We start from the raw sequence: 26,038 nt of genomic DNA, 5'->3' as shown, positions 1-26,038 counted from the left end.
CGGGAGGTGAAAACATGCCCGAGCTCGTGGACAAGATCGAGAAATCCGGTGATTCGGTCCCGGTGCGCCGGGTGGACCTGAACATCACCGGCATGACTTGTGCCGCCTGCGCCGCGCGCATCGAAAAGGTCGTCGGACGCCTTCCGGCCGTACGCGAAGTCCACGTCAATCTGGCGTCCGAAAAGGCGCACATCACCTACGTGCCGGGCGTGATCGCCGAGCAGGATCTCATCCGGGCGGTCGAAAAGGCTGGCTACGGGGCGACGTTGGCCTCCGCATCGGCTGCAAAGGACGAAAAAAAGCGCAAGCTCGAGGCGTATCGGAAAGACCTTGCCACGTTCTGGTTCGCCGCCCTGTTGACGCTTCCCCTTGTCGTCCAGATGCTCGTGATGCTGTTTCACGGCCGGCCGTTTCTGTCGAACTGGATGAGTTGGTCCCTGGCCACGCCGGTGCAGTTCTATGTGGGATGGCGGTTTTACAAAGGCGCCTATCACGCGCTCCGGGGCGGCGCCGCCAACATGGACGTGTTGGTGGCCCTCGGCACCACCGTGGCTTATGTGTACAGCGCCGTCTTGACCGTCACGGGAAACTCGAACGTGTACTTCGACACCTCCGCCACCGTGGTGACCCTGATTTTCATGGGCAAGCTGCTGGAGACCCGTGCGAAAGCCAAATCGAGCGCAGCCATCGAGTCCTTGGCGAAACTGAACGCCAAAGTGGCGCATGTGCTGAGAGACGGCGTGGAGACGGACGTGCCCGTGGAAGACCTCCGTGTGGGCGATGTGGTCCGCGTCCGGCCCGGCGAGAAGATTCCCGCGGACGGCGTCATCAAAGAAGGCCATACGTCCGTGGACGAATCGTTCTTGACCGGCGAATCCATGCCGGTGACGAAAGGCCCTGGAGACCCCGTGGTGGGCGCTTCGGTGAACCAAACCAACGCGTTTCTCATGGAAGTCACGAAGGTCGGCGCCGATACCGTGCTGGCGCAAGTGATCCGCCTGGTCGACCAAGCCCAAGGCTCGAAGGCGCCTGTGCAGCGGCTGGCGGACAAAATCTCGGGCATCTTTGTCCCCGTTGTCCTTGCCATCGCCTTGGTGACCTTCCTTCTGTGGGGCGCCTTTGGGCATTGGTCGCACGGCCTCTTGGCCGCCGTAGCCGTCTTGGTCATCGCTTGCCCGTGCGCGCTGGGATTGGCAACCCCGACTGCCATCATGGTCGGCACGGGCCTGGGTGCGGAAGCCGGCATCCTCATCAAAGGAGGAGAACACCTGGAGCGCGCGCACCGGATCGACACGGTCGTATTTGATAAAACGGGGACCCTGACGGCGGGCAAACCCAGGGTCACCGACATATGGACCGCGCCAGGTGTGCAGCGCGAAGACCTCATCGCCCATGCTGCCGCACTCGAGGCCCAAAGCGAACATCCGCTCGGCGCGGCGATGGTCACCTATGCAAAGGAACAAGGCGTGGACACGCTCAGTGCCACGAACGTAGAGGCCGTTCCCGGCAAAGGCATCGCGGGGCTTGTCAACGGCGCCACGGTGCGGATTGGCAACCGCCAGTGGCTGTCGGAACATGGGATCTCCGCCGTTCCGGATGAGGTCTTGACGCAATGGGAACGCGCCGGAAATACCGCCGTGTGGGTGGCAAAGGATGATCAGTTGCTCGGCGCCATCGCGATCGCCGACACCGTCAAGCCGGATGCGGCCGATACGGTGAAAAAACTCAAGGACATCGGCATCGAGGTGTGGATGATTACAGGCGATCAGGAACGTACCGCCCAAGCCATCGCAGCCCAGGTGGGGATCACGCACGTGATGGCAGGCGTCCTGCCGGCCGACAAGGCGGGCAAGGTCGAAGCGTTGCGTAAGCAGGGCCGAACGGTCGCCATGGTCGGGGATGGCATCAACGATGCTCCCGCCCTGGCGGCGGCAGACGTCGGGATCGCGATGGGAACAGGTACCGACGTGGCCATGGCAGCGGCGGACATCACGTTGATGCACGGCGAGACGCGCGGTGTGGTGGATGCCATCCGTTTGTCCAAAGCCACCATGCGCAAGATCCGCCAGAATCTGTTCTGGGCGTTCTTCTACAATGTCTTGGGCATTCCGTTGGCGGCCTTGGGGATCCTCAGCCCCGTCATCGCTGGGGCGGCCATGGCGGCAAGCTCCGTGAGCGTGGTCTCCAACAGCCTGTTGCTGCGCCGCCTCAAGCTGGGATCCTCAAGCTGGGAAAGGAGGTGAACTGAGCCATGACGACTGCAACCATCACCGTCAAAGGGATGACCTGCAGCGGCTGCGTGAACTCCGTCACCAAAGCGCTCAAGGGCGTGGCGGGTGTCGAGGAGGCTCGTGTGGACCTGCAGAGCCAGACCGCGACGGTCACCTTTGACGAGGCGAAGACCAGCGTGGCGGAACTGAAGGCCGCGATTGAAGAGGCGGGGTACGAGACGGAGTGAAGAGCATTTCGCCTGATGCTTTCCGCCTTGAGGATAAGACGTCGAGTAAGAAAAGAGCCGGGCGGGGTGCACCCAATGGTTCCCCGCCCTGTCTTGTTTAAGGCGCACCTTGCGGCGCCGCCAGCACGAACACATTCCCTTCCGAATCCTTGAAGATGGCTTCCATCCCGCCCCACTCCGTACGACGAGCCGGCTGCACAAATTCGCTGCTGCTCTCCCAGGAACCAAAGTCCGTGCCCCTGCCTTCGCAATGACAACCTGGCGGGACCGGCCAAGGCGACAACCCGTTTCCGGTATAATGAAAGCGTCATTCCATGCCTTCCCTTGGGGGTGTGGGATCCGATGCCCAACGAACGGATTTTCATCGTGGAAGATGACGACAGCTTGGCGCAGCTTCTCCAGCGCCACCTCGTGCGGTTTGGGTTTGATGTGGAGCTCGCCCGCGACTTCCAACGGATCGACGAAGAAGTGCACCGGTACCAGCCACACCTCATCCTGCTCGATGTCAATCTCCCCTACTACGACGGCTTTCACTGGTGCCGGGTCATCCGCAGGTTCTCCAAGGCTCCGGTGGTGTACGTCTCCGCCAGGACGGGGGATATGGACAAAGTGCTCGCCCTCGACTACGGCGGAGACGATTACCTCACCAAACCCGTGAACCCTGAGGTCTTGCTCGCCAAGGTGAGAGCCCTGCTCCGCCGGGCGTACGGAGAGTACGCCGAAGGCACGACCCCATCGCAAGCTATCGTGAAGCACGGCGTGGTGTTGGATGTGTGGAAGAGCCAAATATCCTACATGCAGCGGTCTGAGAACCTCACTGCGACGGAACTGCGTCTTCTGCAAGGGTTGATGAACGCGGACGGCGGCGTGGTCACCCGCCAAGAGCTGTTGGAAATGGCGTGGGAAGACACCCGCTTCGTCGACGACAATACTTTGACGGTCAACATCGCCCGCTTGCGCGCAAAATTGGCGTCCATTGGGTGGACGGACGCCATCCGCACCGTGCGTGGCATAGGCTACCGCTTGGCGTTTCCGGAAGGCGGTTCGCATACGGCATGACGGCTTGGACCTTCCTGCGCGACCACATCCGGCTCACCGCTTGCTACGTCACAGGCGTGTTGTTGGCCCTCCTGGTCCCGGTCCTCACTGCCCGCAGCCACGGCATCGCCGTGTCGTACGGAGACGTGGGCTACGCGTGTCTTCTCGCCTTGGTCATGCTGACGGCTTACCTCCTCCTCGAGTACTCGATCCGCCGCCGCGCGTACCGGTTGGCGCATGTGCTGTGGCACAGCCTGCACAGCGGACACCCCTGTGACCTCCCCACGAGGGGCACCCGCGAGCAGCGAGATTGGATCCGGCTTCTGCGGCAGGTACAAGGGACATACCTCGAGCGGATCGCTGAAGTGGAGGAACGGCGCCGCTTCTACGAGGTATGCCTGACGCACTTTGCGCATCAGATGAAGACACCGCTGTCAGTCATGCGGTTTCTCGAAGAGGAGTTCAAGGCGGTACTGCGCCAGTTGCCCGATCCGGCCCTCGGGCTGGCACTGGTCGACCAACTCGCGGAGGAACGGGATCGCCTCGACGCCCAGCTCCAACTCCTCCTGCAGACCGCACGCTTGGCCTCGTTTTCGTTTGACGTTCGCATTGAACCGGTCGACATCGCCGCGCTCATCCGGGAGGCGGTGAACGAACACAAGCAAGCCTGGATACGCCGCGCCTTGTACCCGGAGATGATTGCTCCCGACGGCCCGGTGACCGTGCCCACAGACCGCAAATGGCTGCGCTTTGTCTGTGATCAGATCCTGCGCAACGCGCTTCAATACGGCGTAAAGCCCGGCGCCACACGCCCGTCCCCGCTTCGCATCGAGATCGCGTCTCGGCCTGGGTGCGTCACGGTGTCGTTTACGGACCAAGGGATTGGCATCCCTGCGCGCGATCTCCCGCACATCTTCGAACCGTTCTTCACGGGAACGAACGGCCGGACGTACTCCCGCGCGACAGGCATGGGGTTGTACTTGGTGAAACATATCTGTGACCGGTTGGGACACCGCGTGGATGTAGTCTCGAAAGAAAACGAGGGAACGACCTTCACGTTGACGCTGGCAGCGTCGAAATTCTACGCAGCGGCCACCGAGCCTTGAATGCCCCACGGCCGCATGCCGGTCGCGTGTGCCCTTCAAAAGCTTGGATCGGGCGAAAGGCACCTTACGAAACTGTAAGCTTCGCCGCGCCGAATTGTAAGACTTCATGAAGGCGGCGCCCTGCCCCTCCATGCATACTGGGGATCGGATGCGGATTTAAAGGAGGGATCCCGGCATGGGCGTCATCGTGGAAACGAATGAGCTGACGAAGGCGTATCGCGGCAGGTACGCGGTACAACGGGTGAATCTGACGGTTCGCGAGGGTTCGGTCTTCGGGCTGTTGGGGCCGAACGGCGCTGGAAAGACTACCCTTCTTAAGCTGTTGTTGGGTCTCCTCCACCCCACGTCAGGCCAAGTCCGCCTGTTTGGAGAACCGTGGTCGCGGGCCCACTTGGCTCGCGTGGGTGCCCTCATCGAGACGCCCGCGCTGTACGGACACCTGACAGGGCGCGAAAACCTCGAGGTCCACCGCCGCTTGCTTAACCTTCCGAAAGCCAGGATCGATGAGGTCTTGCACATCGTCGGTCTCGCGGACGTGGACGAACGCAAGCGTGCATCCCAGTACTCGCTGGGGATGAAACAACGCTTGGGCATCGCGATCGCGTTGCTGAACCGACCGCGCCTGCTCATCTTGGACGAGCCGACGAACGGGCTCGACCCGATCGGCATGCGGGAGATGCGCGTGCTCATCCGCAGCCTGGCCGATCAAGGTATCACTGTGGTGCTTTCGAGCCATATCCTGAGCGAAGTCGCACAGGTCGTCGAAGATGTAGCCATCCTCAGCCAGGGCATGATCCGCTACCAGGGCCCCCTCGCCGACCTCGTCACCCAAGGAAAAGGCAAAGACCTCGAAGACGTGTTCGTCGAGTACGTCCAAGATCGCCAGTCCGAAGCGGACTCTGGAAAGGGAAGGTGAGCCTCTGTGTGGTGTGTCGTCGCCGCGGAGTGGCTGAAGTACCGACGGACCCTCACGCCATGGTTCGTCGTGGGAGGGCCGTTGCTCTTGGCCCTCACCGCATGCGTGCTCCCCCTCATCGCGCCCACCGGGCGGACGTGGAACCTGACCCTCCTCACCGCGTTCAACTGGTGGGTGGTGCTCGGGGTGCCGTTGGGTTCGGCGCTGATTGCCGCCTTGGCGGCTTCGTACGAACGCCGCGCCGGTGCCTGGAGAGCGCTGCGATCCCGTCCGCTGCACCCAGGCCGCTTATACGCCGCGAAATATACGGTTGTCGCCATCCACAGCGCCATCGCGCATGCGCTGTTTTCGGGATTCGTGGTGGCGATAGGGGGGCTCATCGCATGGAGCCGGTTCTGGCCGCTGCGCGGGTCGATTCCCTGGGGAAACCTTGTGGCTGGGACGATGGTCTGTTGGGCCTCTGGATTGGCGCTGCTTGCGGTGATGCTGTGGTGCGCGACGGCCTTCCCGTTCAGCCTCACCATGGCCGTCGGGTTGATAGGGACGGTTTCCGGCGTGTTGACCAGCGAAACGAAGGCCTGGGTATACGTTCCCTGGGCTTGGCCGGTGCGTGCCTTGGAACCGGTCTTTGGGTTTCACGCCAACGGCCTTCCATTAGAAAAGGGTAGCATGTTTTGGAATACCGGGGTCATTCCGATCGCGAGCGGGCTGGGCGTAGTGCTGGCCGTGGCGATCACGGCCCTCGGCGCATGGTGGTTCAGTCGGACCGAAGTGCGCTGAGACGCCGCGAGCGTTTGCACGAAAGGAGGGTCATTGTGCTCGCCGCCATCTGGTCTGAATGGATAAAGTCCCGCCGCACGGCCGTCATGTGGATGACACTCCTGGCCCCAGTGGTGTGCGCTGCCGTCGCCGTCCTGTATGTCCATGCACACGGGGTATCCCGGACAACGTGGCGTGATACCATCGATGTCGTGAATCAAGTGTGGTCCGGCTTGTGGTTGCCGCTCGCCGCCGGGCTGATGGCAGGGCTGTCCGCACACATGGAGGCCGACGCGGGCGGATGGGGCGCGCTGCGGGCGCGACATGTCTCCCCAGCGCACCTCTACGTCGCGAAGCTCAGCGTGATCGCGGCATACATGGGACTAAGTACGCTCTGGCTTGTGGCATCCAGCACAGGCATGAGCGCGCTCGCAGGGGTTGTCCAGCCCATCCCATGGGGCGCCCTGCTCGCTGCCGTCCTCGCCAACTGGTGCGCTGTGCTGCCGCTGTTGTTCGCCTCGTATTGGATCGCCGAGGCGGCGGGGTGGTCGGTTCCCATCGCGCTCGGCGTCATGGGCATGCTCATCGCTTCCGTCGTCGGCGGGACGAGCGTGGGCAACCACACTTGGATGTTCATCCCGTGGTCTTGGCCCATGCGGATATTCTATGAGGTATATGGATGGTTTGCGCCGTGGACAGCTACCCCTTCGTTCGAGAACGCCGCCTGGAATGTATGGCTGGCGGCCATCGCCATCGCCGCCGGTCTCGGGTGGGGTGGCGCCCATTGGTTCGAACGAAGAGAAGTCGATTGACCCCCAAACGGGCAAGGATGAGCGCGGCACAGCTCTGCCTCGAACAGGGCATAAGGGGGTGAATGGCACGTGAGTCTGCTTCAGGTACGCAAGTTGACGAAGTTCTACGCGGCGGGCACATCCGGATTGGTGGTCAAAGCCCTCGACAGACTCGATCTCGATGTACCGCAGGGGGAATTCGTCTGCATCATGGGTCCGTCGGGGAGCGGCAAATCGACACTGTTGAACATCGTGGCGGGCTTGGAACGTCCGACGAGCGGCCAGGTGGTGTGGGATGGACGCGATGTGACGCGCTTGAGCGCGAAGGAGTGGGCAGCCTTACGGCGGCGCGATCTCGGGTTTGTCTTCCAAACGTTCAATCTCCTCGACGCCCTCACTGTGGAAGAAAACGTCGCGCTGCCGCTCATGCTCAACCGGGTGGATGTCGCGTCCGCGGCGGAACGCGTGCGAGTCTTCTTGTCCGAACTGAATCTACTCGAAATCGCCGACCGTTACCCACACGAGTTATCTGGTGGGCAACAGCAGCGGGTCGCCGTGGCCCGGGCTATGGTTCACCGACCGAAGTTGGTCCTGGCCGACGAGCCGACGGGCAGCCTAGACTCCGCATCGTCGCAATCTGTATTGGAGTTGTTTATGGAACTGAACGCCGTCCAGACCACAACGATCCTCATGGCAACCCACGATCCGTTCGCCGCGAGTTACGCCCACCGCGTCGTATTCATGAAGGACGGCAAGGTGTACAACCAACTGGACCGGGCTGGATCCCGGCGCTCGTTCTTCCACGAGATCCTTCACGCCTTGTCCGTCTTGGAGGAGGCCGTGCTGTGACTTGGCCGCGACTGCTCCTCAAGACCACCCTGCACGCTGGAGCAAGGCACCTTGGGTACTGGGCTTCCTTCGGCCTCATGGTCATGATCTACGTGCTCTTCTCGTCCTTCGTTCACCAACCCGCGGTGGTACGCGGTGAGGCGCCGCGCATCGTGATCGCCGTGGTCGAAATCAGCCAGGCAACGCTGGTGGTCTTTTCCGCACTATTTGCGTTCTGGGTCCACGCGGTCCAGGCGGCAAACCGGGACCAGGAAATCCGGCTGTGGTTTACACTTGGCATGACGCCGCGGCAGATGTGGTGTCTGGTGGCTGGAGAATCGCTGCTCCTTGGTCTGCTTGCCTTGGTGGCGGGGATTGCGGCAGGGCTCCTGTTCAGCCGGCTGTTTCTGCTTTCTGCGGCATCTGTGTTCAATCTTCCATATGTGCCCCCTCCTCCTTCCGTATCGGCTGTGTGGCAAACCGTGATTTGGTTTGGCCTGGCATCGGAAGCTGACGCTGTATGGATTGCCTTTCGAGTCGTAGGAAGGTCGCACCGACGCGCCAACTCCATGCCACCCGGACCATCCGGCAGGTCGGCGCGCGGTGCATGGGCCCGAGACGCCTTGGCACCCGTGTGCCTCGCGGGAGCCTATGTGCTGGCCCTGAACGCCCACGAGACCAACGTGGTGCTGACCACGCTGCTGGTGGTCGCCCTGGTAGGCGTGGGCACGCACCTCGGCTACAAGTGGCTTCTCCCTGACGCGCTGCAGGTTTTCCGCACTGCATCCCGGAACACGGTGGCACGTCTGAGCTTGGTGAGGATGAGTCAGCGGACTGCGGCAGACGCAAGGACACTCACGATGGTGACGCTGACCTTGACAACCATCTTCACGGCCCTGGGGGTGGCCTGTTCCATGCGAGCGGTTGCGGAGGTCAATACCCTTCGCATCGCACCCTTTTCGATACAATTTCTCTCCCCGAATACATCCAACTCACTGCTTACGCCCAAGGAGATGGAGGCTGTCTTGACAGCGAAACAGCTGAGGATAGTCCAGGAGATTCACGTACCGGTGCTATCTGGAACCCTTCGCGACATATCCGGGGGACAAAGGGAATGCCTTGCCGTGATGGCCATCTCCCAGTCCATCTTCGAACGGGTACGCCGTGTCATCGCTCTATCGTACCCGCAGTTGCTTCCGTATCTGCCCGATTGGGCAAACCCTTCGGCAGGCACGGCACACCTGTTATACCCGTATCCCTATATGGCGCAACACCGCTGGGCGACGCACGAAGTGGTGTTGACCGTCGGAACCACGCAGATCCCGTTGAAGATCACAGGCCAACGCAACACACGGTTGTTTAATAAACAAAACCACATGGACGCGGTGCTGGTGTTGCCAGACCGCACGTTCGCACACGGGTTCTCCCAGGCGCGCCGACAGGACAAGTGGACAATTCACGGGACCATTCTGGCCAATTGGAAACACAGCGGTGACGCCTTTCGCCTGTTCAGCCACCAGCTTGCAGAGAACCAGCGATGGTTATTGACGAGTACAGTCGAGGAGTATGTCGGAACGATGCAGTTGACGACGGTCGCGCTGTTCTGCGGCGTTGTGACCAGCCTTGTCCTTTTCTTCACTTGCCTCAGCGCGCTTCACGTACGGTTGACCGCCGAACGAGAAACCGTGGATCTCCCGCTGGCGAAGACGTTGTGGAGCATGGGAGCAGACGTCCGCGTGATGCGCCGCCTCCTTCGCGTCGACACAGGACGTCTGTTTCTCACGCCGTTCATCGTGGCGGCCGCTCATGCCACTGTCGCGATGGTCGACTACTCCCACTTCGCCACCATGACCACGACCGGATGGGAGGCCTTCTTCGCCACGCTCGCCGTCTGTGGAGCGGGCATCGCGGGGGCATGGATCCTCATGACATCGCGGTACCTCCACTACCTACTCGATGCAGCGCATGTGGATGACCTCGTCTCAGGCAGTTTGACGCCTTGAAGCGCGGCAGAAGAGCGACAATTCGAACGATGGTGCCTCTTCCATGCAAAGGTCGGCCCAACGCTAAGATTTGTGGCGGGCTGCACCCAATGGTTCCACGCCCTGTCTGGTTTAAGGCGCACCTTGCGGCGCCGCCAGCACGAACACATTCCCCTCCGAATCCTTGAAGATGGCTTCCATCCCGCCCCACTCCGCACGACGAGCCGGCTGCACAAATTCGACACCCCGGGCGGAGAGCTCCCGGTAAGCAGCCTCCACATCCTCACACGTGAACGCCACGTTCTGATAGCCTCCGATGCGGTTCTCCATGCCAGGCGGCGTGAACAATACGACCAACGTCTCCGATCCCGGTGGACGCAGCTCAATCCATCGCTGGCCGTTGCCGAACGGTTGATCGGTGACGACCTCGAACCCCAGCTTCTCCGTGTAAAACGCGAGCGCCCGGTCCTGATTGGCCACCGGAATGCTGACAAAACGGACGCGGATCATGGATGCATCCCTCCTTGCGGCATAAGCTGTGTCATGTCTTCCACTCGTCACACCGCCCGCCACCTTCTCTTTGAGTCCATTCTCCTCACACATCAGCGTTCCCTTTCAACTCGTCGAGAAACCTGTTCGCAGCTTCGGCTAGCCGCTGTGCACGTGTTTGAAGCCAATCCTCATATTCGTCCACTGTACGATGCATTACATCCTCGTCAATGAATTGAGCCTTCAACTTATCTGCTGTGATGTTGTATCGCGAGATGTAATCCATCGGAGCGCGAGCATTGATACGAATGTTGATCTTCGGACCGATGACAGCAATATTGGCGAGAGCGTTGATTTTGTCTTCCGAAACCTTTCCCTCGAGAAACTTCCTCGGAAAGATGTGATGCCACTGGGGTCGAAAGTCTGCCAAGGCTTGCACGCCTTCAAATCCGATCCGGTGGCTTTGCTCATCCCAATCCAGTGCTTTTTCTCGGTACACGAGGAGATATAGAAGAAAGCGTCCGAACCTCGCGTCGCCGTAATCGCGCAGAAAATCCTCTGCGGTCAACGGAGTCCTATGGTCCAGTCTGTTCAACAACTTCGTAATGGCCTCGGTCAGCGATTTCGCCTCACCGATATCCCGCAGGTCCTCTGAAAGCGTTGTGGTGCTCGAGCCACTGTAGCGACCAAATCGCGAGGCTTGCAGGAACCAGTACAGCGCCAAGTCGAACGGACCTTCTGGGAATTTGTCCATCAGTGCAACCATGGTGACGAGTGCAGCCTCGGTCGGCATGGGATCACTACTCAGAATCCCACGTTGCCTAAAATAGGCTATCAGATTCTTCCAAGCCTCTTTCGTCCGTTGCCAACAAGGTTGAATGGACTCGGCGCTCCAAAATCGGTCGTCAATCTCCCTAAACCGCACCTTCTTTGCTCCGATCGCGGTGACGCAGCGAAAGAGCAGGTTAGGGCTGATATCAAATCCCGCATCGGTCAACTCTCGCAGATAGGGCAGGAAGTGCTCCCTCACCCAACCCGGCATCCTTGCAGCGACAACACCGAGATAGATGTCTGCCTCCGTGACCCGCGTCCCCTTACTGTTCAGCCGGGAAAAGATTTCAACCACATCTTCGAGGTCGTGATCAACCGTGATGGTGACGACGTCGGCGTCACGGATCTTGCGCACCCTGTCCAGACGCACGTAAACCTCCATGGTGTCCATATGCTTGCATAACCCATGCTGCTTGATCTCCGCAGCCAGTTTGCGCAATTGCTCGTCGTCCTTGTCCTTTTTCGTGTCGAGGTTCAGAAGATCACGTACCGGGATGTACCGTGGCACTTTGGTCGCCCGCACGGCCGCGTTGGCAACCAGGAAATACGGAGGCTCCTTGGCTTCGATGTCGAAGCGGATGTCGTACTTGCTCAGGATACGGTTCCATTCTTCCGCATCGTTCCACCAATAGGGCTTGCGGCCAAATAAGATACACAACGCTGTCGTGCGTTGCTGACCATCCACGACCCAATGCGTCGGGACCTTCGCGTCAACTGCCGTTTGTGGCTCTCCTGCTCCTCGGCTGTCCCACAACAAGAAACTCCCGATGGGATAATGCAGCCACAGGGATTCCGCCAAATCTCTCACTTGGGTCGACTTCCATACAAACCCTCGCTGGAATTCGGGAATGCTCCACTCATGGTGCACTGCTCGTTTCACAATGTCGTACAGCTTCACCGCCTCATAGGACACAGCCTGCTAACCCTCCTCTGTTCCCTGAAAATTCAGATCATCACCCATTCATCTGCAAAGAAGCAGTGATGATTACCCGAGCCCCCTCCCGCACCTAGCATCGAGGTACACATGATCCCGTGCGTACTTGCCAGTACAGCGAAATCATGAAGTTCCTGTTGTTTCCTGCGAAGTTTGTTGCCAGGTGTCGCACATAGCGTCGAAAAGGCTACACCCGCCAAAAATGGGTTCCCCAAGCAGGTCACATGCACCTTTATAACATTTTAGTAATAAACAGGAAAACCCACCCAAAGTGTCGTTGGCTTGAAAACCTATCATGACACATTATAATCATGATTGGAACATAGATCCAAACCGAATCGAATGATCCTTCTGATGCATCGAAAAGGGTGATCGGAGTGCGGCGATGGAAGTTCATATTTTCATGTATTTTATCTCTGTTCGTGGCGGTAGGCTCGGCTCCCACGCTTCTGGTCCTCGCTAATCCAGTGAAGACGTACACGATTCAACTCAATGGGAAAACGTATGCAACTTCGAGTTATACTGAAATGAACAAGAAGATTTACGTTCAAGCGTCCACCGTCAGCAATTTGCTGACCCGACTTGGGATCCAAAATAAGATTAACACTTCCAAACACGAATGGACAATCGTCACCGGCCTCTACGACAATCAGCTCCGACCTGCCAAGACTGGCGGCGGCTTTGTCGTACAGGTGAACGGTTCGGTCGTGGAGCGTGGAGTCCAATCCATCTCGTTGAGGGTCCAGAGCAGTGTTGTCAAACAGTTGTTTTTCCCGCTTCAATCTGTTCAGGCGGTGTTAGATCATATCGGGTTTTCAACCGATGTTTGGAGCATGAAGGGTTCTTGGGCCATATGGAAGCTTGCATACAAACAGACCACACTCTCAAAGGGCCAGTCAGGGACATCCGGTGCTCAAGGCGATGCCATATCTCCGCCCCCACCGCCTTCGCCGCCGTCGACTTCAACCCAACCATCAGATATTGGGACCCAACCGGCCAACCGAGGTGAGAATATAGGTGAGAACACGGACGGAGCGCCACAACCGCCGCCTCCTCCCCCAACACCTGTTCAAAATCAATGATTGGGAGAATTACCGCTGAGGAGTTGAGCATATGAAAAGGACGCTCGGAAAAACCACTACGGGACTGATGGCCGCCTTGGCATGTTTTAGTATGTCTCTTCCGACAGCTTTCGCCGGGTTCAGCACCTCATCACAAAACTGGTCCGTCAGCAAAACGATACCAGTCTCGGGAAGACAGATGGTATCAGATGCCAACGGAGATCTGTTTATACTCGATGATTCTGGAAAAGTGTTTGAAGTATCACCTTCTGGCCAGGTATTGCATGCATGGAGTCTCAACGCTCAAGCGATCACAGTAACTGCGGACGGCCGCACTCTATACGCCTCCCAAGTAAGCGGTAACGACTCCAGTGATTTTAGTTCAAATGAGACAGATATCGCGATTGTGGATACTACATCAGGCAATGTCACGAACACCATCACCGACCAAGACCTTGGTCTGGTCAAACAGATGCAGGTTTCATCCAACAGCAATACTTTGTACGCCGTGAATGACCAAGGCAACTTCCTGGTAATCGATCTGACGTCGGGAGACATCCTATGGGAAGTGAGCGGCAAGGGTCTGAACAGCGATCATCCTTTTTCCACCACCGACGGAGTCACCCTGTACGTCCCTTGCACATACGAAAAGGGGGTGTACGCCATCAACACCATGCTGGAAACTGGACAATTTCTCGTCACGGACGACATCTCGGATGTTTACGGAGTTATCGAGAGTCCAGACGGTTCCAAGGTATACGCTGTAGGAATGGGGACCGATTTCAACATTGTCGAGTTGGATACAACCACTGGCAGTCAAACACGCGTCTTTACCGACCCGAACCTGCTTTCGTTTGGAGACGTGTCGATTGCCGAGAACGGCGATACCCTGTTTGTCAGCGGAGAAGATCAGAGGGACTGGGTGCCTCGAATTGACGTGATCGACGGTACATCCGGGAAAATTCTAGCAACTATTAAGAACAATAAATTCAATCGAATCAGGTCGATGCTGTGGTCGCCAACCAACAGCGCGTTGGACGTGCTCACGGACAACGGACTTTTCATCTATCATGCGACGCCCTCCGCAGGGGGTAACGGTACCGCGAAATCCGGCGCGTCGTCTGGAAATTCATATCAACAGAGTTCTGGTGAAAACCATCTGATAACCCTAACTTTGCAACCAGGATGGAACTTAGTTGACAGCTATGTGGCGAATTCCCTAACCGGCGTTGTTACGTATTTTTGGAGCGGTACATCGTATATTTCATCATCCACGAACCCAGTCAATGCAGAGTGGGTGTACGTAAAATCAGCGCGTTCCATCACACTTCCTCCACCATCGGATTTGTCTTATTCTCTCACGGCAAACGCGAAGGTTTGGACGATGATTGGTAATCCCTTCAATGAGCCAGTCTCCGTGGTTCTTCAGTCTGGCGATGCAGCGTTCACATATGATCCTATGACTAAAACATACGTGCCTGCCCAAGGCGGGACCCTGAATTTACAACCAGGCCAAGGAGCATGGCTGTACTCAGCCGCCGGCGGCACGTACGAGGTCAGCATTGCGCCTCCTCCGCCACCACCATCCAATTGAAAGAATCCATGAATACAACACATCTTATTGAAAAGGACGTGATCCCCCATGGCCATCGTCGCTGTGAGCATCGTCCCTGTCGGCACCGGATCGACCAGCGTGAGTGCGTACGTGGCGGAGGCGCAGAAGGTGCTGACCCGCTATCCCAACCTTCGCTTCCGTCTCGATCCGATGTTCACCAACATCGAGGGCGACCTGCGCGAGATTTTCGCGGCCATCGCCGACATGCACGACGCGCTGGCGAAACAAGGCGTGCAGCGGTTTTCGACGGTCGTGAAGATCGACGACCGGCGCGATCACGAACACACCATGGAGGAAAAAGTGGCGGTTGTGGAAGCGAAGCTGCGGGAGAAGTGATAAGAGCAGCATCGCCTCCTCCGTGAACAACGCTTCCCTGTCGCCACATCGTGAGGAGGATGGCGAGGCTTCACGCCTCGCCGAGCGCTTGCAGGGCGCGAAGGGCGGCTTCCGCAGCCTGCCGCACCTTTGCCGGTGCGTCCGCCAGCTGGATCACCCGCACTCGAGCGATGTCCGCCCCCTTGCGCCCACGTTCCACCGGACGCTCGAGGCAGCGCACGTTGACCTCATAGTGCCCGGCGTCGCCCGCGTCGTCAAACCCAAACAGGCATTGCACCCCGCGCGCACCTTCGACGTGATCGAGGGTGAAGATGCGCTCATGCTGTTTGGCAAATCCGTGCTGCAAGAGAACCTCCTGCGCCTCCCGCAGTTTGACAATCGGAATCAGCATGTATCCCCACCTCATTCGTTCATCATCCCATACGAACATAACACAAGAAAATATGCCACGATACGCGCGACACTATCCCAGGAAAATCCAACCCCAATGACGGTTGCATCCATAAAAAGGCCCAGCCGAGAGGGAAAACCGTCATGGCCAGCAAGATTGGGCGGGGGTGACACGATTTGTCACCCCTGTGTGGTAGAGTGAAATCGTGATCCGAACAACATCCACGACTTGCACCTCTCAGATGCTTCCGAAAAACGGAATCCGTAACCAGCTTGGGGGGATTTTCATGGATCATGTCTATCGTCAGCTTGGATGGCATTTGAACTATCGCCATTCATTGCCCGGAAGGCCGGCAGAATACCGCTCCATAGAGGACCTCTATCCGAACAACCACATTCGGAGTTACATCGTCAATTCCTTCCCACAAGGGCTATACCATCACCAATACGAAGGGTTCCGCCGCTTTCTGAAAAGTGAAAACGTGTGCCTCACGACGGGAACCGCTTCCGGAAAAAGTGCCCTGTTCTATTTGACAGGTATCGAAACATTGGTTCGGGATTCAGAAGCGCGGGTTCTCGCCATTTACCCGCTCAAAGCACTCGGCACTGAACAGGTAGAACGCTGGAAGTCAGCGATAGAAGCCGCAGGACTGAAATTCCCTGTGGCGAGAATTGACGGCAGCATCCAGCCGGAACAACGCACTTCCATTTTGCGCAATTGTCGCATATTGATTACAACGCCGGACGTGCTGCACGCCTGGATGTTATTCAAACTCAATGATCCGGCAATACGACGTTTCCTGGAGCACCTGAGACTCATCATCGTCGACGAGGTGCATACCTACACGGGTGTGTTCGGGTCCAACGCGGCCTACCTTTTCCGCAGAATCGCCCACGTGTGCGCCCAACTTGGCGGAGACTATCGGTATGTCGCAGCGTCCGCTACCATCCGGGACCCCGACAACCATCTGCACGAACTTTTCGGAGAGCCGTTCTCCCTCATTGGCCCGGAGCTGGACTCTTCGCCCAAGTACCCCATTGCAATCGACATGGTCACTCCACCTGGCAACAATGACTTTTTTTCGGAAGTGAGCGCCCTTTTACAGCGATTGGCGGCAGACCATTCCACTCGGTTTCTTGCATTTGTCGATAGCAGAAAACAGACCGAGATGTTGTCTTCCATCCTCGCACGTGGAAGCGGCAATGAAGAGGAGGGAGTTGACGGGTCGGAAACGGACGAAGTGGCCGCATCCATTGAAGCGAACGTTCCTCTTGAACGATTCGATCCGCTCGAACGATTGGACATCCTTCCATACCGCGCGGGATACGAAGAGCACGACCGCAACACGATTCAAAGCAGGCTCTCCTCCGGCCGAGTTCGTGGTGTTATCAGCACGAGCGCGTTGGAACTGGGCATCGACATCCCCGACCTGGACATCGCGGTGCTGATTGGAGTACCTTCTTCCAGTACGAGTTTCTATCAGCGCATTGGCCGCATCGGACGCCACCGCCCGGGCAGGGTCGTCCTGATCAACTCCGGCAGCGTGCTCGACTCGACCGTGTTCCACCGCCCGGAAGAACTTTTGACGCGCCCCCTCGCCGAAGGTGCCCTGTACCTGGAGAATCCCCGCATCCAATACATCCATGCACTTTGCCTGGCACGTCCGGGCGGTGAACATGACGCCGCATACGGTCAGACAAACGCTGATCCTGCTTCGATTTCACTTACGGACCGAGTGATCTGGCCTAATGGGTTTGTGGAACTATGCAATTCGGAGCGCTTGGGACAGGTCCCCCGTGAACTGCAGCAAATGAAGATGGAGGCGGGCGACCAGCCGAATCTCGTATTCCCGCTCCGCGACGTGGAGACCCAATTCAAGGTTCAACTTGTACAAGGTCCGCACCGGGAACAGCTTGGACAACTGTCTCACGCTCAGGCGCTGCGCGAAGCGTACCCGGGTGCTGTGTACTACTACGCCACCCGCCCGTACCGCGTATATAAAATCATGATGCATCAGAAGACGATTCAAGTGCGGCATGAGTCCCGGTACTTCACAGCACCCATCCAACTTCCAACGCTCGTCTACCCCAGCTTTTCGGAAGAGAGGATCTATCAAGCGAAACGTTACGGGGCTCTCATCGGTGTGGAGGCAGACGTTCAAATCAATGAATCGGTAGTCGGCGTCAAAGAACGGCGGGGCTCGAAGGAAATCAAGGCGGAATATCCGCTGGGACCTCTATCCGGTATCGCCAGTGTCTACTACGACCGTAGCCGGTTTACAAGACTCTACTTCACCACGGGCGTGGTCTTGTCCCACCCTGCCTTGAACTCCGACGGCGTCAAGGTTGAGACGTTGGCAAAACTCCTGTACGAAGCGTTTTTCATCGTTCTGCCTTATGAACGGAGGGATATCGGTATCGCCTTTGACAAACACCGCACCCATCTCCCGGACATCCCAGCTGGGAGTCGCTTTATCTGTCTGTACGATCAAACATACGGCAGTCTCCGGCTCAGCGGGCGGCTGTTGGAAGATGATGTGATGACCAAGGTGATCCGAGAAATGCACGAGTTGGCCCGGGTCTGGCCTGACCTAGAGTTGACGGAGCCTACGATGCAAGCTCTGCGTGCACTGTTGCGCGACTCGGGCGCGCGTCCGGAACCGTATTTCATCCTTGCCCCTTCCCATGATACCGGGCTGACGGAAGGTTCGCGTAAACGCATCATCCGTCCCGGCAGCCTCGGCATCGCGCTTTACAACGAAAACGAACTGTTTGAAGTGGTCAAGGTGTTCTTTAGTCCAAAAACCGGGCTTACCTACAAGGGATTCTATCCAGAACGGGTGCGTGAATCCGCGAACGGTGTGGACGTCTTTTGGCCGGTGGACGCGATTGCGGAAATTCCGGGCGTAACGAAGTTCGCATGGTACGATGAAGAAACAGGGGAAATCATGGAGGAGTAGAATTTCAAGGGGAAGCATTTCAGTTTTAGTGTGAACCCCTGCAGGTTCACTGTCATGGCTGGAACGGCTAAACCGGTTTGCTGGCCACGTGCTCCTCGATGGTCGCATGGAGTGGGTCCAGGTCAAGAACACTGGCTGGTTGCGGAAGTTGCTGGTACCAGGCGCATAGGTGGCATTGGAGGCGGGGGAAGGGGCGGATCGGACGACACGCTGCTCACTGGTGGCCGTGCGCACAGCGGCGGAATGGGTCAATGTGGATTCGCAAGCGCCCAACCGGCTCATAGCCCAAGCCCTTACAATCGCGAAGTTGCCCCCATTCCCGCCGTTGCGAATCCTCCATGGAGTGGCAAAGATGATCTGCCAAGTGGAAACGCTCAGCGCCTGCACCGCCTCGACCACACCGCCTCGACCACACCGCCTCGACCACACCGCCTCGACCACACCGCCTCGACCACACCGCGATCGACCCACCGAAAGGACCTCTCGGCGATCCGCGCATACAATGGCGCCCACCTCACGACGAGGGGCACGATGGCCGCGTTAACGCCGATGGACGTGCCCATCAATGGACCACGTCGCCACCGTCGTCACCTCGCGCCTCGGCGGGTGAGAGCTTGGCCCATGAACGATGCAGATGTCCTAGTCGTCCACCGTCACTTCCTGGATGCACCGCAGGGCGTTCAGCGTCCGTGGAAAACCCATGTACGGCAGGCAATGGGTGAGGGCAGCAATCAAGGTTTCCTTGTCATTGCCTACGTTCAGGTTGCCCTGCACATGTGCTTTGACTTGGCTTTCGCAGCCACCGAGGCAGCTGACGATGCAGAACGTCAGCAGTTCCCGCGTTCTCAGGTCAAGACCGCCGCGCGTGTAAAAGTCGCCAAAGCAGAAGGCGGACAGGAAATCTTGGATGTGACGCTCGCTCGGGGGCGCGGCCGCGCGCATCCTCGGGACGACGTCCCCGAAGATTTCCGTCTGTACGGCAAGTCCCCGGTCGAACCGCGTGTTCTCGTCCACCCGCGACTGATTCTCCAATGGCAAAGCCATGCCGCGCTCCCGAAACACCTCATTCATCTCCGCGATCGCGTTGAGCGTCTTGGGAAAGCCGATGTACGGCGCACACTGGTACACCGCCTCCCGAATTTCCACCGGCGACAGCCCCAGGTTCAACGCGGCATGAACATGCGCCCGAAGTTGAGGTAGGGTCTGGTTGGTGGCCAGAACCACAAGCGTGACGAGCTCTCGCTCCTTGTCGCTGAGCGACCCGTGGTAAAAGACTTCTCCGAAGATGAATCGGCTCAAGATGTCTTGAAACTCCGGATCGGTGGCATAGGCCGCAGGTGTGATGTCGCCAAAAAGTTGCCTGTACTTCTCTTCGCTGCGTTCGATCCGATTCATCGCGTGGCCTCCCCATCCCCATGCGAGCCGGGCATGATCAGGCGCCAAGCGCCCGTGCCATGCAGCATCAATCCGTGGTATCGCGCGGCATGATCTTGACGGTGGCGGCGCGGGCTCGCGGGCCGATCATCGGCGCCAGATACGGGCTGCCGCGGTACTTAGCCCGGTACGCGTCGTCGATGTGGTCCTGAATCGGCCCGTCAACCGGCTCAAACGTGACTTCTTTCGTCATGCCGGCGACCGTCACGCGGCCCGCCCCCTGCCGTACGGCGGCCTGGTACCAACGGGACGCCTTACCGTTGTAGGCCCGGGCGTAGACGGCGTCACCGACGACCACGCACCACACCCAGGTCGGCGTCCCGTAGGTGATCCCATCCTCCCGGAATGGTGACACATGCAGGTCGTCCGCCTCGGAAATTCTGCGCAATTCCTCCTCAGACCAAGCGGCCATGCGTCGTCCTCCTTCTCTCCGACTCGAATACAGACACCGAGGAATTTCATCGTTGATCGCTTAATCGACAGATGCATATATAATCATAGGCAGTTGCGCGGGATGCGCAATCGTTCATTTTGCTTTTTCCGTTCAATACTCGACGTTTGATGATACTTTGTCGAGAATCACAAAAGGAAAGCCGGTGTCGTCAAATGGACAAACCCAAAGTGGACCGAAGGGTGCTGAAGTCTCGAGAAGCTATCAAACAGGCAGTGCTGGAGCTGATGTCAGAGAAAAGCTTTGACGACATCACCGTTCAGGACATCGCGGACAGAGCCAACGTGAACCGAGGCACCATCTATCTCCACTACGCAGATAAGTTTGATCTGCTGGATAAACTCATCGAGGAACATATTGAAGAGATGCGCAGCATCGCCGAGTGGGCGTGTGACCTCGACTGGATTGAGGCGACGCGCGTTTTCTTCGAGTACTTCGAGCAGCATCACAGGTTTTTCTCCACGATGCTGGCCAGTAAAGCGGCCCCGTCCTTCCGGGCACGCTTCTTGTCGTATCTCATCGAGTCGTTCCGGGCAGAGCTAACCAAGGAAGGCGGAGGCGATCCGCGGATTGATCAAGAGGTCATGCTTCGTTTTGTGGCGACCGCCTACGTCGGTGTCGTGGAGTGGTGGATCACAAGTGGCATGCCACACCCACCAGCCTACATGGCGGAGCAGGTCGGCATGCTGCTCGAGCGGCATTTTTGAAACTTGCCGCGCGATCACGGCCGCACCCAGGGATCACCCGGCCGCATCGGGCACAACATGATGATAAGCGTTCACCCTGCACAGCATGACAGTTTGGACACATCCTTGTCAAACGTGAGCGCCGCCAACTTAAGCCCTTCGGCCATCGTCAAATACGGAGCCAGAGACGAACGCAGGTCCTCCACCGTGAGACCAAATTGGATGGCCAGTTGTGCCGCGTATATCACATCCCCTGCGTTGTCCGCGACCACATGCGCCCCAAGCAACCTCCGCGTTGCAGCGTCGGCCACCAGTTTGAACATCCCGTCCGTCTCCCGATTGACCAAAGCCCTCGGCACCGTATCGAGCGGGAGCACGGAAGTCCGCACGTCATATCCGGCACGTCTCGCCTGCGCTTCCGTCAGGCCGACCGTGGCGACCGCAGGATGAGTGAAGATCACCGCCGGGACTGTGGTCAAATCCACCTTTTTCATGGCCCCTCCCACCGTATTTTCGGCGACCAACCAGCCCTCATATGCCGCCACGTAGACGAACTGCGGTCCCATCGTCACGTCCCCTGCGGCATACACGCGTGGATTCGTGGTTCGCAAATGTTCATCCACCACCACCTCGCCGCGTGGACCCACTTGCACGTTCGCCGCGTGCAGGTTCAAGTTCTCCGTATTCGGCTTGCGTCCGGCCGCCACGAGCAAAGCGTCTGCTTCGATGACGCGCTCCTGGCCGTCCACGGTGATGCAGACCCGTTTGACGTCTCCCTGCTGTTCCACCCGATGGAACGTGGCTCCGGTCACGATGGTCATCCCTTGTTTCGTCAACGCCCGCGTGATGGCCTCGGATACCTCCGGATCGTACGATTTGAGAACCCGTCGGCCTCGTTGCATGAGGATGACTTCGGAACCCAGGTTGTGAAACATCTGTCCAAGCTCCAAGGCGATGTAACCCGCACCCAACACCGCAAGCCGTTTTGGCACCGCACGCAGTTCCAGGGCCGTCGTGCTCACCAGGTAATCCACTTCCCGCAGGCCGGGAATGTCCGGAACATCCGGAACGGCTCCCGTGGCGATCAAAAAATAACGCGCCGAAATCCGCCGCCCGTTCACTTCCACCCCACATTTCGCACCCAGTTCTTTCCGATGAACTGGAAACTCGTCGACTTTGTGGGGCACTTCCGCGGAGGTGCGAGCAGATGGAAATGATCGTGAAATGAAAGCGCGATCTTTCCAAGTTCTGCTCACATCTGGAAATCACACGCATGCCAAGGTAAACGCGCATCAGGCGATGTTTTGCACCTCTGTGTAGATGCTCAGGTCCATGCCCAGCAGTTTCAGTACTCGTTCTATCTGGGGGTTATGCGGAGCCACCGCTGTCCGATGCCACACGTCTCCTACCTGAACGTGGGCTGTGGTCATCTCGTCCAGCATCTCGAGAATCGATAACCCCGTGGGGCGAAAGCTCTTGCGTTGCCCGGGTAGAATGAGCGGATCCGTCTCCTGTTTCATCCGTTCCCGAATCAGGTACTCCAGCACACTGTACAGCAGCAGGGACAGCAGCATCACGAATCCGAATGCCTTGACGCGAGTTGGTTTGTGCAGGAAGATAGGCCCCACGTGGTAGGGGCTTTTCAGGTACCGAAAGCGCGTCTCGACTTCATGCTGCTCCTTGTACAGCCGCAGTATCTGCGCGTCAGGCACGCGCTGGTCATCGCGTATATCTGTGATGAGCACGAACGTGGCTTCCTTCTCTCGCCACATCTGTACGCTCTCTTCTGTTGGCGGGAGAATCTCTACATCCACGCGGTACTGCGTCCGCACAGGCGGCGCCGGTTCGTCTTTGCGCGGTCGCCCGCGGCGCGTTCGCTTTTCCTGAATCTGTTCAGCTCGTACGCTCGTCGCCAAGCGGTGCAAGACGCCCCGGTATTGGTGAACAAACGCCTGCACCGCTGCTTGCGCATCCTGCTCACAACGGAAGACATGCTTGCTCAGGTTCCTGGCGGCCTTTTGCAGTTCGCTCTTTTCACGTTCCAGGACACCTTCGAGTTTGCGTTCCTTGCGCGCGTCCAAGCTCGAGGAGCGGACCACCACGAACCGGTACGTTCGTCCGTACAGCATGCGGCGGAAGGATTGAATCTTGTAGCTCGCCCCATCCTCGGCTTCTGCCAGACGACCGACTTCCTGCCAGCTGTCTTCCTTCTCCCATGCGGCACGCTTGAGTTGGTCGGTCAGCTTGTATGTCCCCGGCAAACGAGAGATGAAGTGAATCCTTTCCTCCGCCAAAAGTTCCAGGTTCTCTTTTGTCACCAACGCGGCGTCAGCAATGTACACGCCTCTATGGCGTGTCGCATCGTCCAGTTGCCCCATCAATTGCTGGATGTTCTCGAAGTTCCACGTATGGTCGTCCAGGTTCCCCGGATTCACATTCGCACACAGGCCCAAGCCTCGCACGGTGCACAGCCCGAAGACGATTTGCTTCAGGTCCGGCCTGTGATCCTTCGAAAAACCGCGGTCAATGCGAAACTCAGTCTGATCCGGATACTCGCCCGTGACCGATAGTGAGGTGGTATCCGCATGAATGGGAATGAGGTCATCGGCTTCGTCTATCACCCGCAGTTTTCGCAGCGTCTGCAAGGCGATGGTGGTGTATAACCCCTCGACCCCGGTTTGGTAGAGAATGTCCAGGGCGCGAGCTAGGGCGTCATCGTTGAGATCCTCGGCGGAAACGCCCTCCCCCAGCAATACCTCCGTATCGCGTTTCGCGTAAAACTCCTCCACGCGATAGAGAGCTTCCCGGTCGGTGCCCACGTTGATGAGTAACGCCTTTGTGCGCAAACCGACAGACAGTTTATAGTCAGAACGCCCCACTGCCTGGTCAATGATCTCCACCCATCCCAACTCATCGATGAGGCGTGCGAGGACAGGCGCGGGTCCCATGACAAACGTACGAATGCCCCCGAGCAACTGGAAATCCTCCTGGTCCAAGGTGCAACGAGCTACTGAATTCCATACCGGCTGGCAAATTTCCTGTCAAAAATATGCGCGCGCCCAAAAATAGGCGCGAAATGTGGGTTCCACCGTTCGTTCATCCTGAAACCGAGCTTCGCCGCGCAGCAACGAGATTCCATACTCATCCAGAAGATCCACGTACTTTTGTTGGCGCAGACGCTCGACCAGCTCACGTTTTTGATCCACGAGCTGTCCCAGTTCGACAGGTCCCGCGCTGGTCGTGAGTCCCTGGAACGGATGGCGGATCGCCAAGTGGTTGATTTCACCGGCGCGCAGCAACGTCTTGGACGGAACACAGCCAATGTTGACGCACGTTCCGCCTATTGTCCCTCGTTCCACCATGGCCACCTTCGCACCGTATGACACCGCCTGAATGGCCGCCGCGAACGCCGCTCCACCAGACCCGATGATCAACAGGTCAACATTATTCCCGTCGCGTTCACAGTCCGAGCATGACATGCCCTCGACGACAAGTCGCATCCGGTTGTTGCCCGCAGCTTCCACCCCTGCAGCACCTCGCTCATCATGGCCCATCACTGGCACGCCGTCGAAAAACCGTGACCATCACAGTTTGGACATGGCCATCACAGTCTGGTACACGTCCGGATGCGATCCGCGTGATCCGCCACGATGGCACGCGCCAACTCAAGCAGCATGCGAATGCGTTCGTCCGACACCTTGTACCAAACGAACCTTCCCTCTTGGCGCGATGTCACATACCCGCACCATTTGAGACATGCCAACTGGTTCGAAACCTGGCTTTGCGACGCCCCCGTCTCTTCGACCAATTGACTGACTGTTTTTTCACCTTGCAACAGGAGCTCCACCATCTTCAACCGCGTCGGATTCGCGAGTCCATGAAAGAACTTCGCGTGGATTTCCGTTGCATTCCGGGTCAACAACATGCCAGACATTTCGTTCACCTACGCCAAGCGGTCAACGCATACGTTCGTGCGTTCAGGGCCAACCTTGACACCGTCTCGGCAACACATTCCCTGCCGAGTCCAGGTAAGATATAATACATTTTGATATTAAGATTTTATGATGTAATGGACAGAAACGCAATCATACCACGGTCCAGCGTTCACACGGTGATCTGTCATGTGGGTGAGCTATCCATCCCGGATCGTCTTCGCGCGCTGGCAGCAGCGATTGAACCGCTTCGCCGGCCAAGTATGGTTGGACGACCACGTGGAGCGAATTCACATTCAAAATACGGGCCGGTTGCGGGAACTGCTGGTACCGGGCGCACAGGTGGCACTTATGGCCAGGACAGGAGCTCATCGCCGCACACGCTACTCGTTGGTGGCGGTTCACACAGGCAAAGTCTGGGTCAATGTGGATTCCCACATGCCGAATCAGGTGACGGCAGAGGCGCTCGCAGCAGCAGCCATGCCGGAATGGCCGCCGCTGCAGGTGCTGCGCCAGGAGGTCCGTTTCGCACAATCGCGCTTTGATTTCTATTATGAGGCAGACGGCTTCCGCGGGTTCATCGAGGTGAAAGGTGTGACCTTGGTGGAAGACGGCGTGGCGATGTTTCCCGATGCACCGACCGCACGAGGAAGCAAGCACATGGAGGAACTGGCAAAGGCCGTCCGGAGCGGGTACGCTGGCTGGGTCATCTTTGTCATCCAGCGATCCGATGCGCACGCGTTTCGTCCGAATCAGGCGCAAGACCCAGTATTTGCCGAGGCACTGTACCGTGCGGTGGCGCAGGGCGTACAGGTCTGCGCGTTCAATTGTTTGGTCAACCCCGACCGCGTGACATGGAACGCCTTCGTACCGGTTTACTTTTAAGTATTCACGCTCCATCACCATCGTGAAAAGGATGGTATCGATGCCAAACGCTCAAACAGATCCTCGGGTTGATGAATTTTTAAAATGTCCACGCTCGCTTTATTTGACGGCGTTTTTCCAACCGTCATTGTCACCTGGAATTGTGGCGCATTCCAA

24 protein-coding genes and 1 pseudogene are annotated in these 26,038 nt (G+C 58.2%); 16 read left to right on the top strand and 9 right to left on the bottom strand.

Features of this window, described 5'->3' with window-relative positions; genetic code table 11:
• Positions 1-14 precede the first annotated feature (14 nt).
• The 9 genes from IEX97_RS01515 to IEX97_RS01475 all read left to right on the top strand — a co-directional run bounded on the left by IEX97_RS01515 (position 15) and on the right by IEX97_RS01475 (position 9,899).
• Positions 15-2,243 carry a heavy metal translocating P-type ATPase gene (locus IEX97_RS01515; protein ID WP_188880733.1) on the top strand — a complete coding sequence of 743 codons (2,229 nt, stop codon included), beginning with the start codon at positions 15-17 and terminating at the stop codon, positions 2,241-2,243.
• A gap of 8 nt (positions 2,244-2,251) precedes the next feature.
• Positions 2,252-2,458 (top strand): heavy-metal-associated domain-containing protein, encoded by a 207-nt coding sequence (locus tag IEX97_RS01510; protein ID WP_188880732.1) that lies wholly within the window; start codon positions 2,252-2,254, stop codon positions 2,456-2,458.
• A gap of 342 nt (positions 2,459-2,800) precedes the next feature.
• Positions 2,801-3,517 (top strand): response regulator transcription factor, encoded by a 717-nt coding sequence (locus IEX97_RS01505; protein WP_188880730.1) that lies wholly within the window; start codon positions 2,801-2,803, stop codon positions 3,515-3,517.
• Positions 3,514-4,602: a sensor histidine kinase gene (locus tag IEX97_RS01500; protein WP_188880729.1), complete on the top strand. Its 1,089-nt coding sequence runs from the start codon at positions 3,514-3,516 to the stop codon at positions 4,600-4,602. The genes IEX97_RS01505 and IEX97_RS01500 overlap by 4 nt, the downstream gene beginning before the upstream one ends.
• Before the next feature lie 175 nt (positions 4,603-4,777).
• Positions 4,778-5,518, top strand: coding sequence for an ATP-binding cassette domain-containing protein (locus IEX97_RS01495; RefSeq protein ID WP_188880728.1), 741 nt, complete (start codon positions 4,778-4,780; stop codon positions 5,516-5,518).
• A gap of 6 nt (positions 5,519-5,524) precedes the next feature.
• Positions 5,525-6,298, top strand: coding sequence for a lantibiotic immunity ABC transporter MutE/EpiE family permease subunit (locus IEX97_RS01490; RefSeq protein ID WP_188880726.1), 774 nt, complete (start codon positions 5,525-5,527; stop codon positions 6,296-6,298).
• Positions 6,299-6,333: 35 nt separating this feature from the next.
• Positions 6,334-7,089: a lantibiotic immunity ABC transporter MutE/EpiE family permease subunit gene (locus tag IEX97_RS01485; RefSeq protein ID WP_188880724.1), complete on the top strand. Its 756-nt coding sequence runs from the start codon at positions 6,334-6,336 to the stop codon at positions 7,087-7,089.
• Between the two features lie 69 nt (positions 7,090-7,158).
• Positions 7,159-7,917, top strand: coding sequence for an ABC transporter ATP-binding protein (locus IEX97_RS01480; RefSeq protein WP_188880723.1), 759 nt, complete (start codon positions 7,159-7,161; stop codon positions 7,915-7,917).
• Entirely contained in the window at positions 7,914-9,899 is a 1,986-nt protein-coding gene (locus tag IEX97_RS01475; RefSeq protein ID WP_188880722.1) for an FtsX-like permease family protein, read from the top strand. The genes IEX97_RS01480 and IEX97_RS01475 overlap by 4 nt, the downstream gene beginning before the upstream one ends.
• A 111-nt stretch (positions 9,900-10,010) precedes the next feature.
• On the opposite strand, the gene IEX97_RS01470 is transcribed toward IEX97_RS01475, so the two are convergent.
• On the bottom strand, positions 10,011-10,388 hold the full coding sequence (locus IEX97_RS01470; protein ID WP_188880721.1) for a VOC family protein: 378 nt from the start codon (positions 10,386-10,388) through the stop codon (positions 10,011-10,013).
• 85 nt (positions 10,389-10,473) lie between these two features.
• Positions 10,474-12,111 (bottom strand): GmrSD restriction endonuclease domain-containing protein, encoded by a 1,638-nt coding sequence (locus IEX97_RS01465; RefSeq protein WP_188880720.1) that lies wholly within the window; start codon positions 12,109-12,111, stop codon positions 10,474-10,476.
• A gap of 398 nt (positions 12,112-12,509) precedes the next feature.
• On the opposite strand from IEX97_RS01465, the gene IEX97_RS01460 reads away from it, so the two are divergent.
• Genes IEX97_RS01460 through IEX97_RS01450 form a run of 3 tightly spaced genes read left to right on the top strand, consistent with a single transcriptional unit; the run spans position 12,510 to position 15,144 of the window.
• On the top strand, positions 12,510-13,214 hold the full coding sequence (locus IEX97_RS01460; RefSeq protein WP_188880719.1) for a hypothetical protein: 705 nt from the start codon (positions 12,510-12,512) through the stop codon (positions 13,212-13,214).
• A 31-nt stretch (positions 13,215-13,245) separates the two neighbouring features.
• Positions 13,246-14,787, top strand: a complete 1,542-nt coding sequence (locus IEX97_RS01455) for a PQQ-binding-like beta-propeller repeat protein (protein ID WP_188880716.1) — start codon at positions 13,246-13,248, stop codon at positions 14,785-14,787.
• A gap of 48 nt (positions 14,788-14,835) precedes the next feature.
• Entirely contained in the window at positions 14,836-15,144 is a 309-nt protein-coding gene (locus tag IEX97_RS01450) for an MTH1187 family thiamine-binding protein (RefSeq protein WP_188880715.1), read from the top strand.
• Between the two features lie 70 nt (positions 15,145-15,214).
• Here the strand turns inward: IEX97_RS01450 and IEX97_RS01445 are convergent, their stop codons facing one another.
• On the bottom strand, positions 15,215-15,535 hold the full coding sequence (locus IEX97_RS01445; RefSeq protein ID WP_188880714.1) for a hypothetical protein: 321 nt from the start codon (positions 15,533-15,535) through the stop codon (positions 15,215-15,217).
• A 286-nt stretch (positions 15,536-15,821) separates the two neighbouring features.
• Between IEX97_RS01445 and IEX97_RS01440 the strand changes: the two genes are divergently transcribed.
• Both IEX97_RS01440 and IEX97_RS13970 read left to right on the top strand, forming a co-directional pair.
• A complete protein-coding gene (locus tag IEX97_RS01440; protein ID WP_188880713.1) occupies positions 15,822-18,494 on the top strand; it encodes a DEAD/DEAH box helicase in 2,673 nt (890 codons plus the stop codon).
• 49 nt (positions 18,495-18,543) lie between these two features.
• Positions 18,544-18,663 (top strand): hypothetical protein, encoded by a 120-nt coding sequence (locus IEX97_RS13970; RefSeq protein ID WP_188880828.1) that lies wholly within the window; start codon positions 18,544-18,546, stop codon positions 18,661-18,663.
• A 470-nt stretch (positions 18,664-19,133) separates the two neighbouring features.
• On the opposite strand, the gene IEX97_RS01430 is transcribed toward IEX97_RS13970, so the two are convergent.
• Positions 19,134-19,889: a carboxymuconolactone decarboxylase family protein gene (locus tag IEX97_RS01430; RefSeq protein ID WP_188880712.1), complete on the bottom strand. Its 756-nt coding sequence runs from the start codon at positions 19,887-19,889 to the stop codon at positions 19,134-19,136.
• 67 nt (positions 19,890-19,956) lie between these two features.
• Positions 19,957-20,340, bottom strand: a complete 384-nt coding sequence (locus IEX97_RS01425) for a DUF2255 family protein (RefSeq protein WP_188880710.1) — start codon at positions 20,338-20,340, stop codon at positions 19,957-19,959.
• 194 nt (positions 20,341-20,534) lie between these two features.
• Between IEX97_RS01425 and IEX97_RS01420 the strand changes: the two genes are divergently transcribed.
• Positions 20,535-21,086, top strand: coding sequence for a TetR/AcrR family transcriptional regulator (locus IEX97_RS01420; protein ID WP_188880709.1), 552 nt, complete (start codon positions 20,535-20,537; stop codon positions 21,084-21,086).
• 71 nt (positions 21,087-21,157) lie between these two features.
• Here IEX97_RS01420 and merA read toward each other — a convergent pair whose 3' ends face one another.
• From merA to IEX97_RS01400, 4 genes and pseudogenes are all read right to left on the bottom strand, one after another.
• Positions 21,158-22,252, bottom strand: coding sequence for a mercury(II) reductase (gene merA / locus IEX97_RS01415; protein ID WP_268238300.1), 1,095 nt, complete (start codon positions 22,250-22,252; stop codon positions 21,158-21,160).
• A gap of 105 nt (positions 22,253-22,357) precedes the next feature.
• The gene (locus IEX97_RS01410; RefSeq protein WP_229776216.1) at positions 22,358-24,040 is read right to left on the bottom strand and encodes an IS1634 family transposase; all 1,683 of its coding nucleotides are present in this window, start codon (positions 24,038-24,040) and stop codon (positions 22,358-22,360) included.
• A 108-nt stretch (positions 24,041-24,148) separates the two neighbouring features.
• A pseudogene (locus IEX97_RS01405) lies at positions 24,149-24,517 on the bottom strand (FAD-dependent oxidoreductase); the annotation flags it as partial.
• A gap of 152 nt (positions 24,518-24,669) precedes the next feature.
• A complete protein-coding gene (locus IEX97_RS01400) occupies positions 24,670-24,999 on the bottom strand; it encodes an ArsR/SmtB family transcription factor (RefSeq protein WP_188880705.1) in 330 nt (109 codons plus the stop codon).
• A gap of 193 nt (positions 25,000-25,192) precedes the next feature.
• Here IEX97_RS01400 and sfsA point away from each other — a divergent pair, with 193 nt between their 5' ends.
• Positions 25,193-25,882, top strand: a complete 690-nt coding sequence (sfsA, locus tag IEX97_RS01395) for a DNA/RNA nuclease SfsA (protein WP_188880704.1) — start codon at positions 25,193-25,195, stop codon at positions 25,880-25,882.
• Positions 25,883-26,038: the final 156 nt, after the last annotated feature.

This window comes from Paenalicyclobacillus cellulosilyticus (assembly GCF_014647315.1).
In the GTDB taxonomy this organism is placed as follows: Bacteria; Bacillota; Bacilli; order Alicyclobacillales; family Alicyclobacillaceae; genus Alicyclobacillus_J; species Alicyclobacillus_J cellulosilyticus.
Note: the sequence above shows the minus strand (reverse complement) of the source record. Positions and strands in the feature narration are given on the sequence as shown.

What these genes read in the sequence shown, in the direction of transcription:
- IEX97_RS01450 (WP_188880715.1), top strand. Translation starts at nt 14,836, where the DNA reads ATGGCCATCGTCGCTGTGAGCATCGTCCCTGTCGGCACCGGATCGACC.
- IEX97_RS01400 (WP_188880705.1), bottom strand. Translation starts at nt 24,999, where the DNA reads ATGTCTGGCATGTTGTTGACCCGGAATGCAACGGAAATCCACGCGAAG.
- IEX97_RS01500 (WP_188880729.1), top strand. Translation starts at nt 3,514, where the DNA reads ATGACGGCTTGGACCTTCCTGCGCGACCACATCCGGCTCACCGCTTGC.
- IEX97_RS01430 (WP_188880712.1), bottom strand. Translation starts at nt 19,889, where the DNA reads ATGAATCGGATCGAACGCAGCGAAGAGAAGTACAGGCAACTTTTTGGC.
- IEX97_RS01510 (WP_188880732.1), top strand. Translation starts at nt 2,252, where the DNA reads ATGACGACTGCAACCATCACCGTCAAAGGGATGACCTGCAGCGGCTGC.
- IEX97_RS01505 (WP_188880730.1), top strand. Translation starts at nt 2,801, where the DNA reads ATGCCCAACGAACGGATTTTCATCGTGGAAGATGACGACAGCTTGGCG.
- IEX97_RS01455 (WP_188880716.1), top strand. Translation starts at nt 13,246, where the DNA reads ATGAAAAGGACGCTCGGAAAAACCACTACGGGACTGATGGCCGCCTTG.
- IEX97_RS01425 (WP_188880710.1), bottom strand. Translation starts at nt 20,340, where the DNA reads ATGGCCGCTTGGTCTGAGGAGGAATTGCGCAGAATTTCCGAGGCGGAC.
- IEX97_RS01420 (WP_188880709.1), top strand. Translation starts at nt 20,535, where the DNA reads ATGGACAAACCCAAAGTGGACCGAAGGGTGCTGAAGTCTCGAGAAGCT.
- IEX97_RS01445 (WP_188880714.1), bottom strand. Translation starts at nt 15,535, where the DNA reads ATGCTGATTCCGATTGTCAAACTGCGGGAGGCGCAGGAGGTTCTCTTG.
- IEX97_RS01515 (WP_188880733.1), top strand. Translation starts at nt 15, where the DNA reads ATGCCCGAGCTCGTGGACAAGATCGAGAAATCCGGTGATTCGGTCCCG.
- IEX97_RS01440 (WP_188880713.1), top strand. Translation starts at nt 15,822, where the DNA reads ATGGATCATGTCTATCGTCAGCTTGGATGGCATTTGAACTATCGCCAT.
- IEX97_RS01470 (WP_188880721.1), bottom strand. Translation starts at nt 10,388, where the DNA reads ATGATCCGCGTCCGTTTTGTCAGCATTCCGGTGGCCAATCAGGACCGG.
- IEX97_RS01495 (WP_188880728.1), top strand. Translation starts at nt 4,778, where the DNA reads ATGGGCGTCATCGTGGAAACGAATGAGCTGACGAAGGCGTATCGCGGC.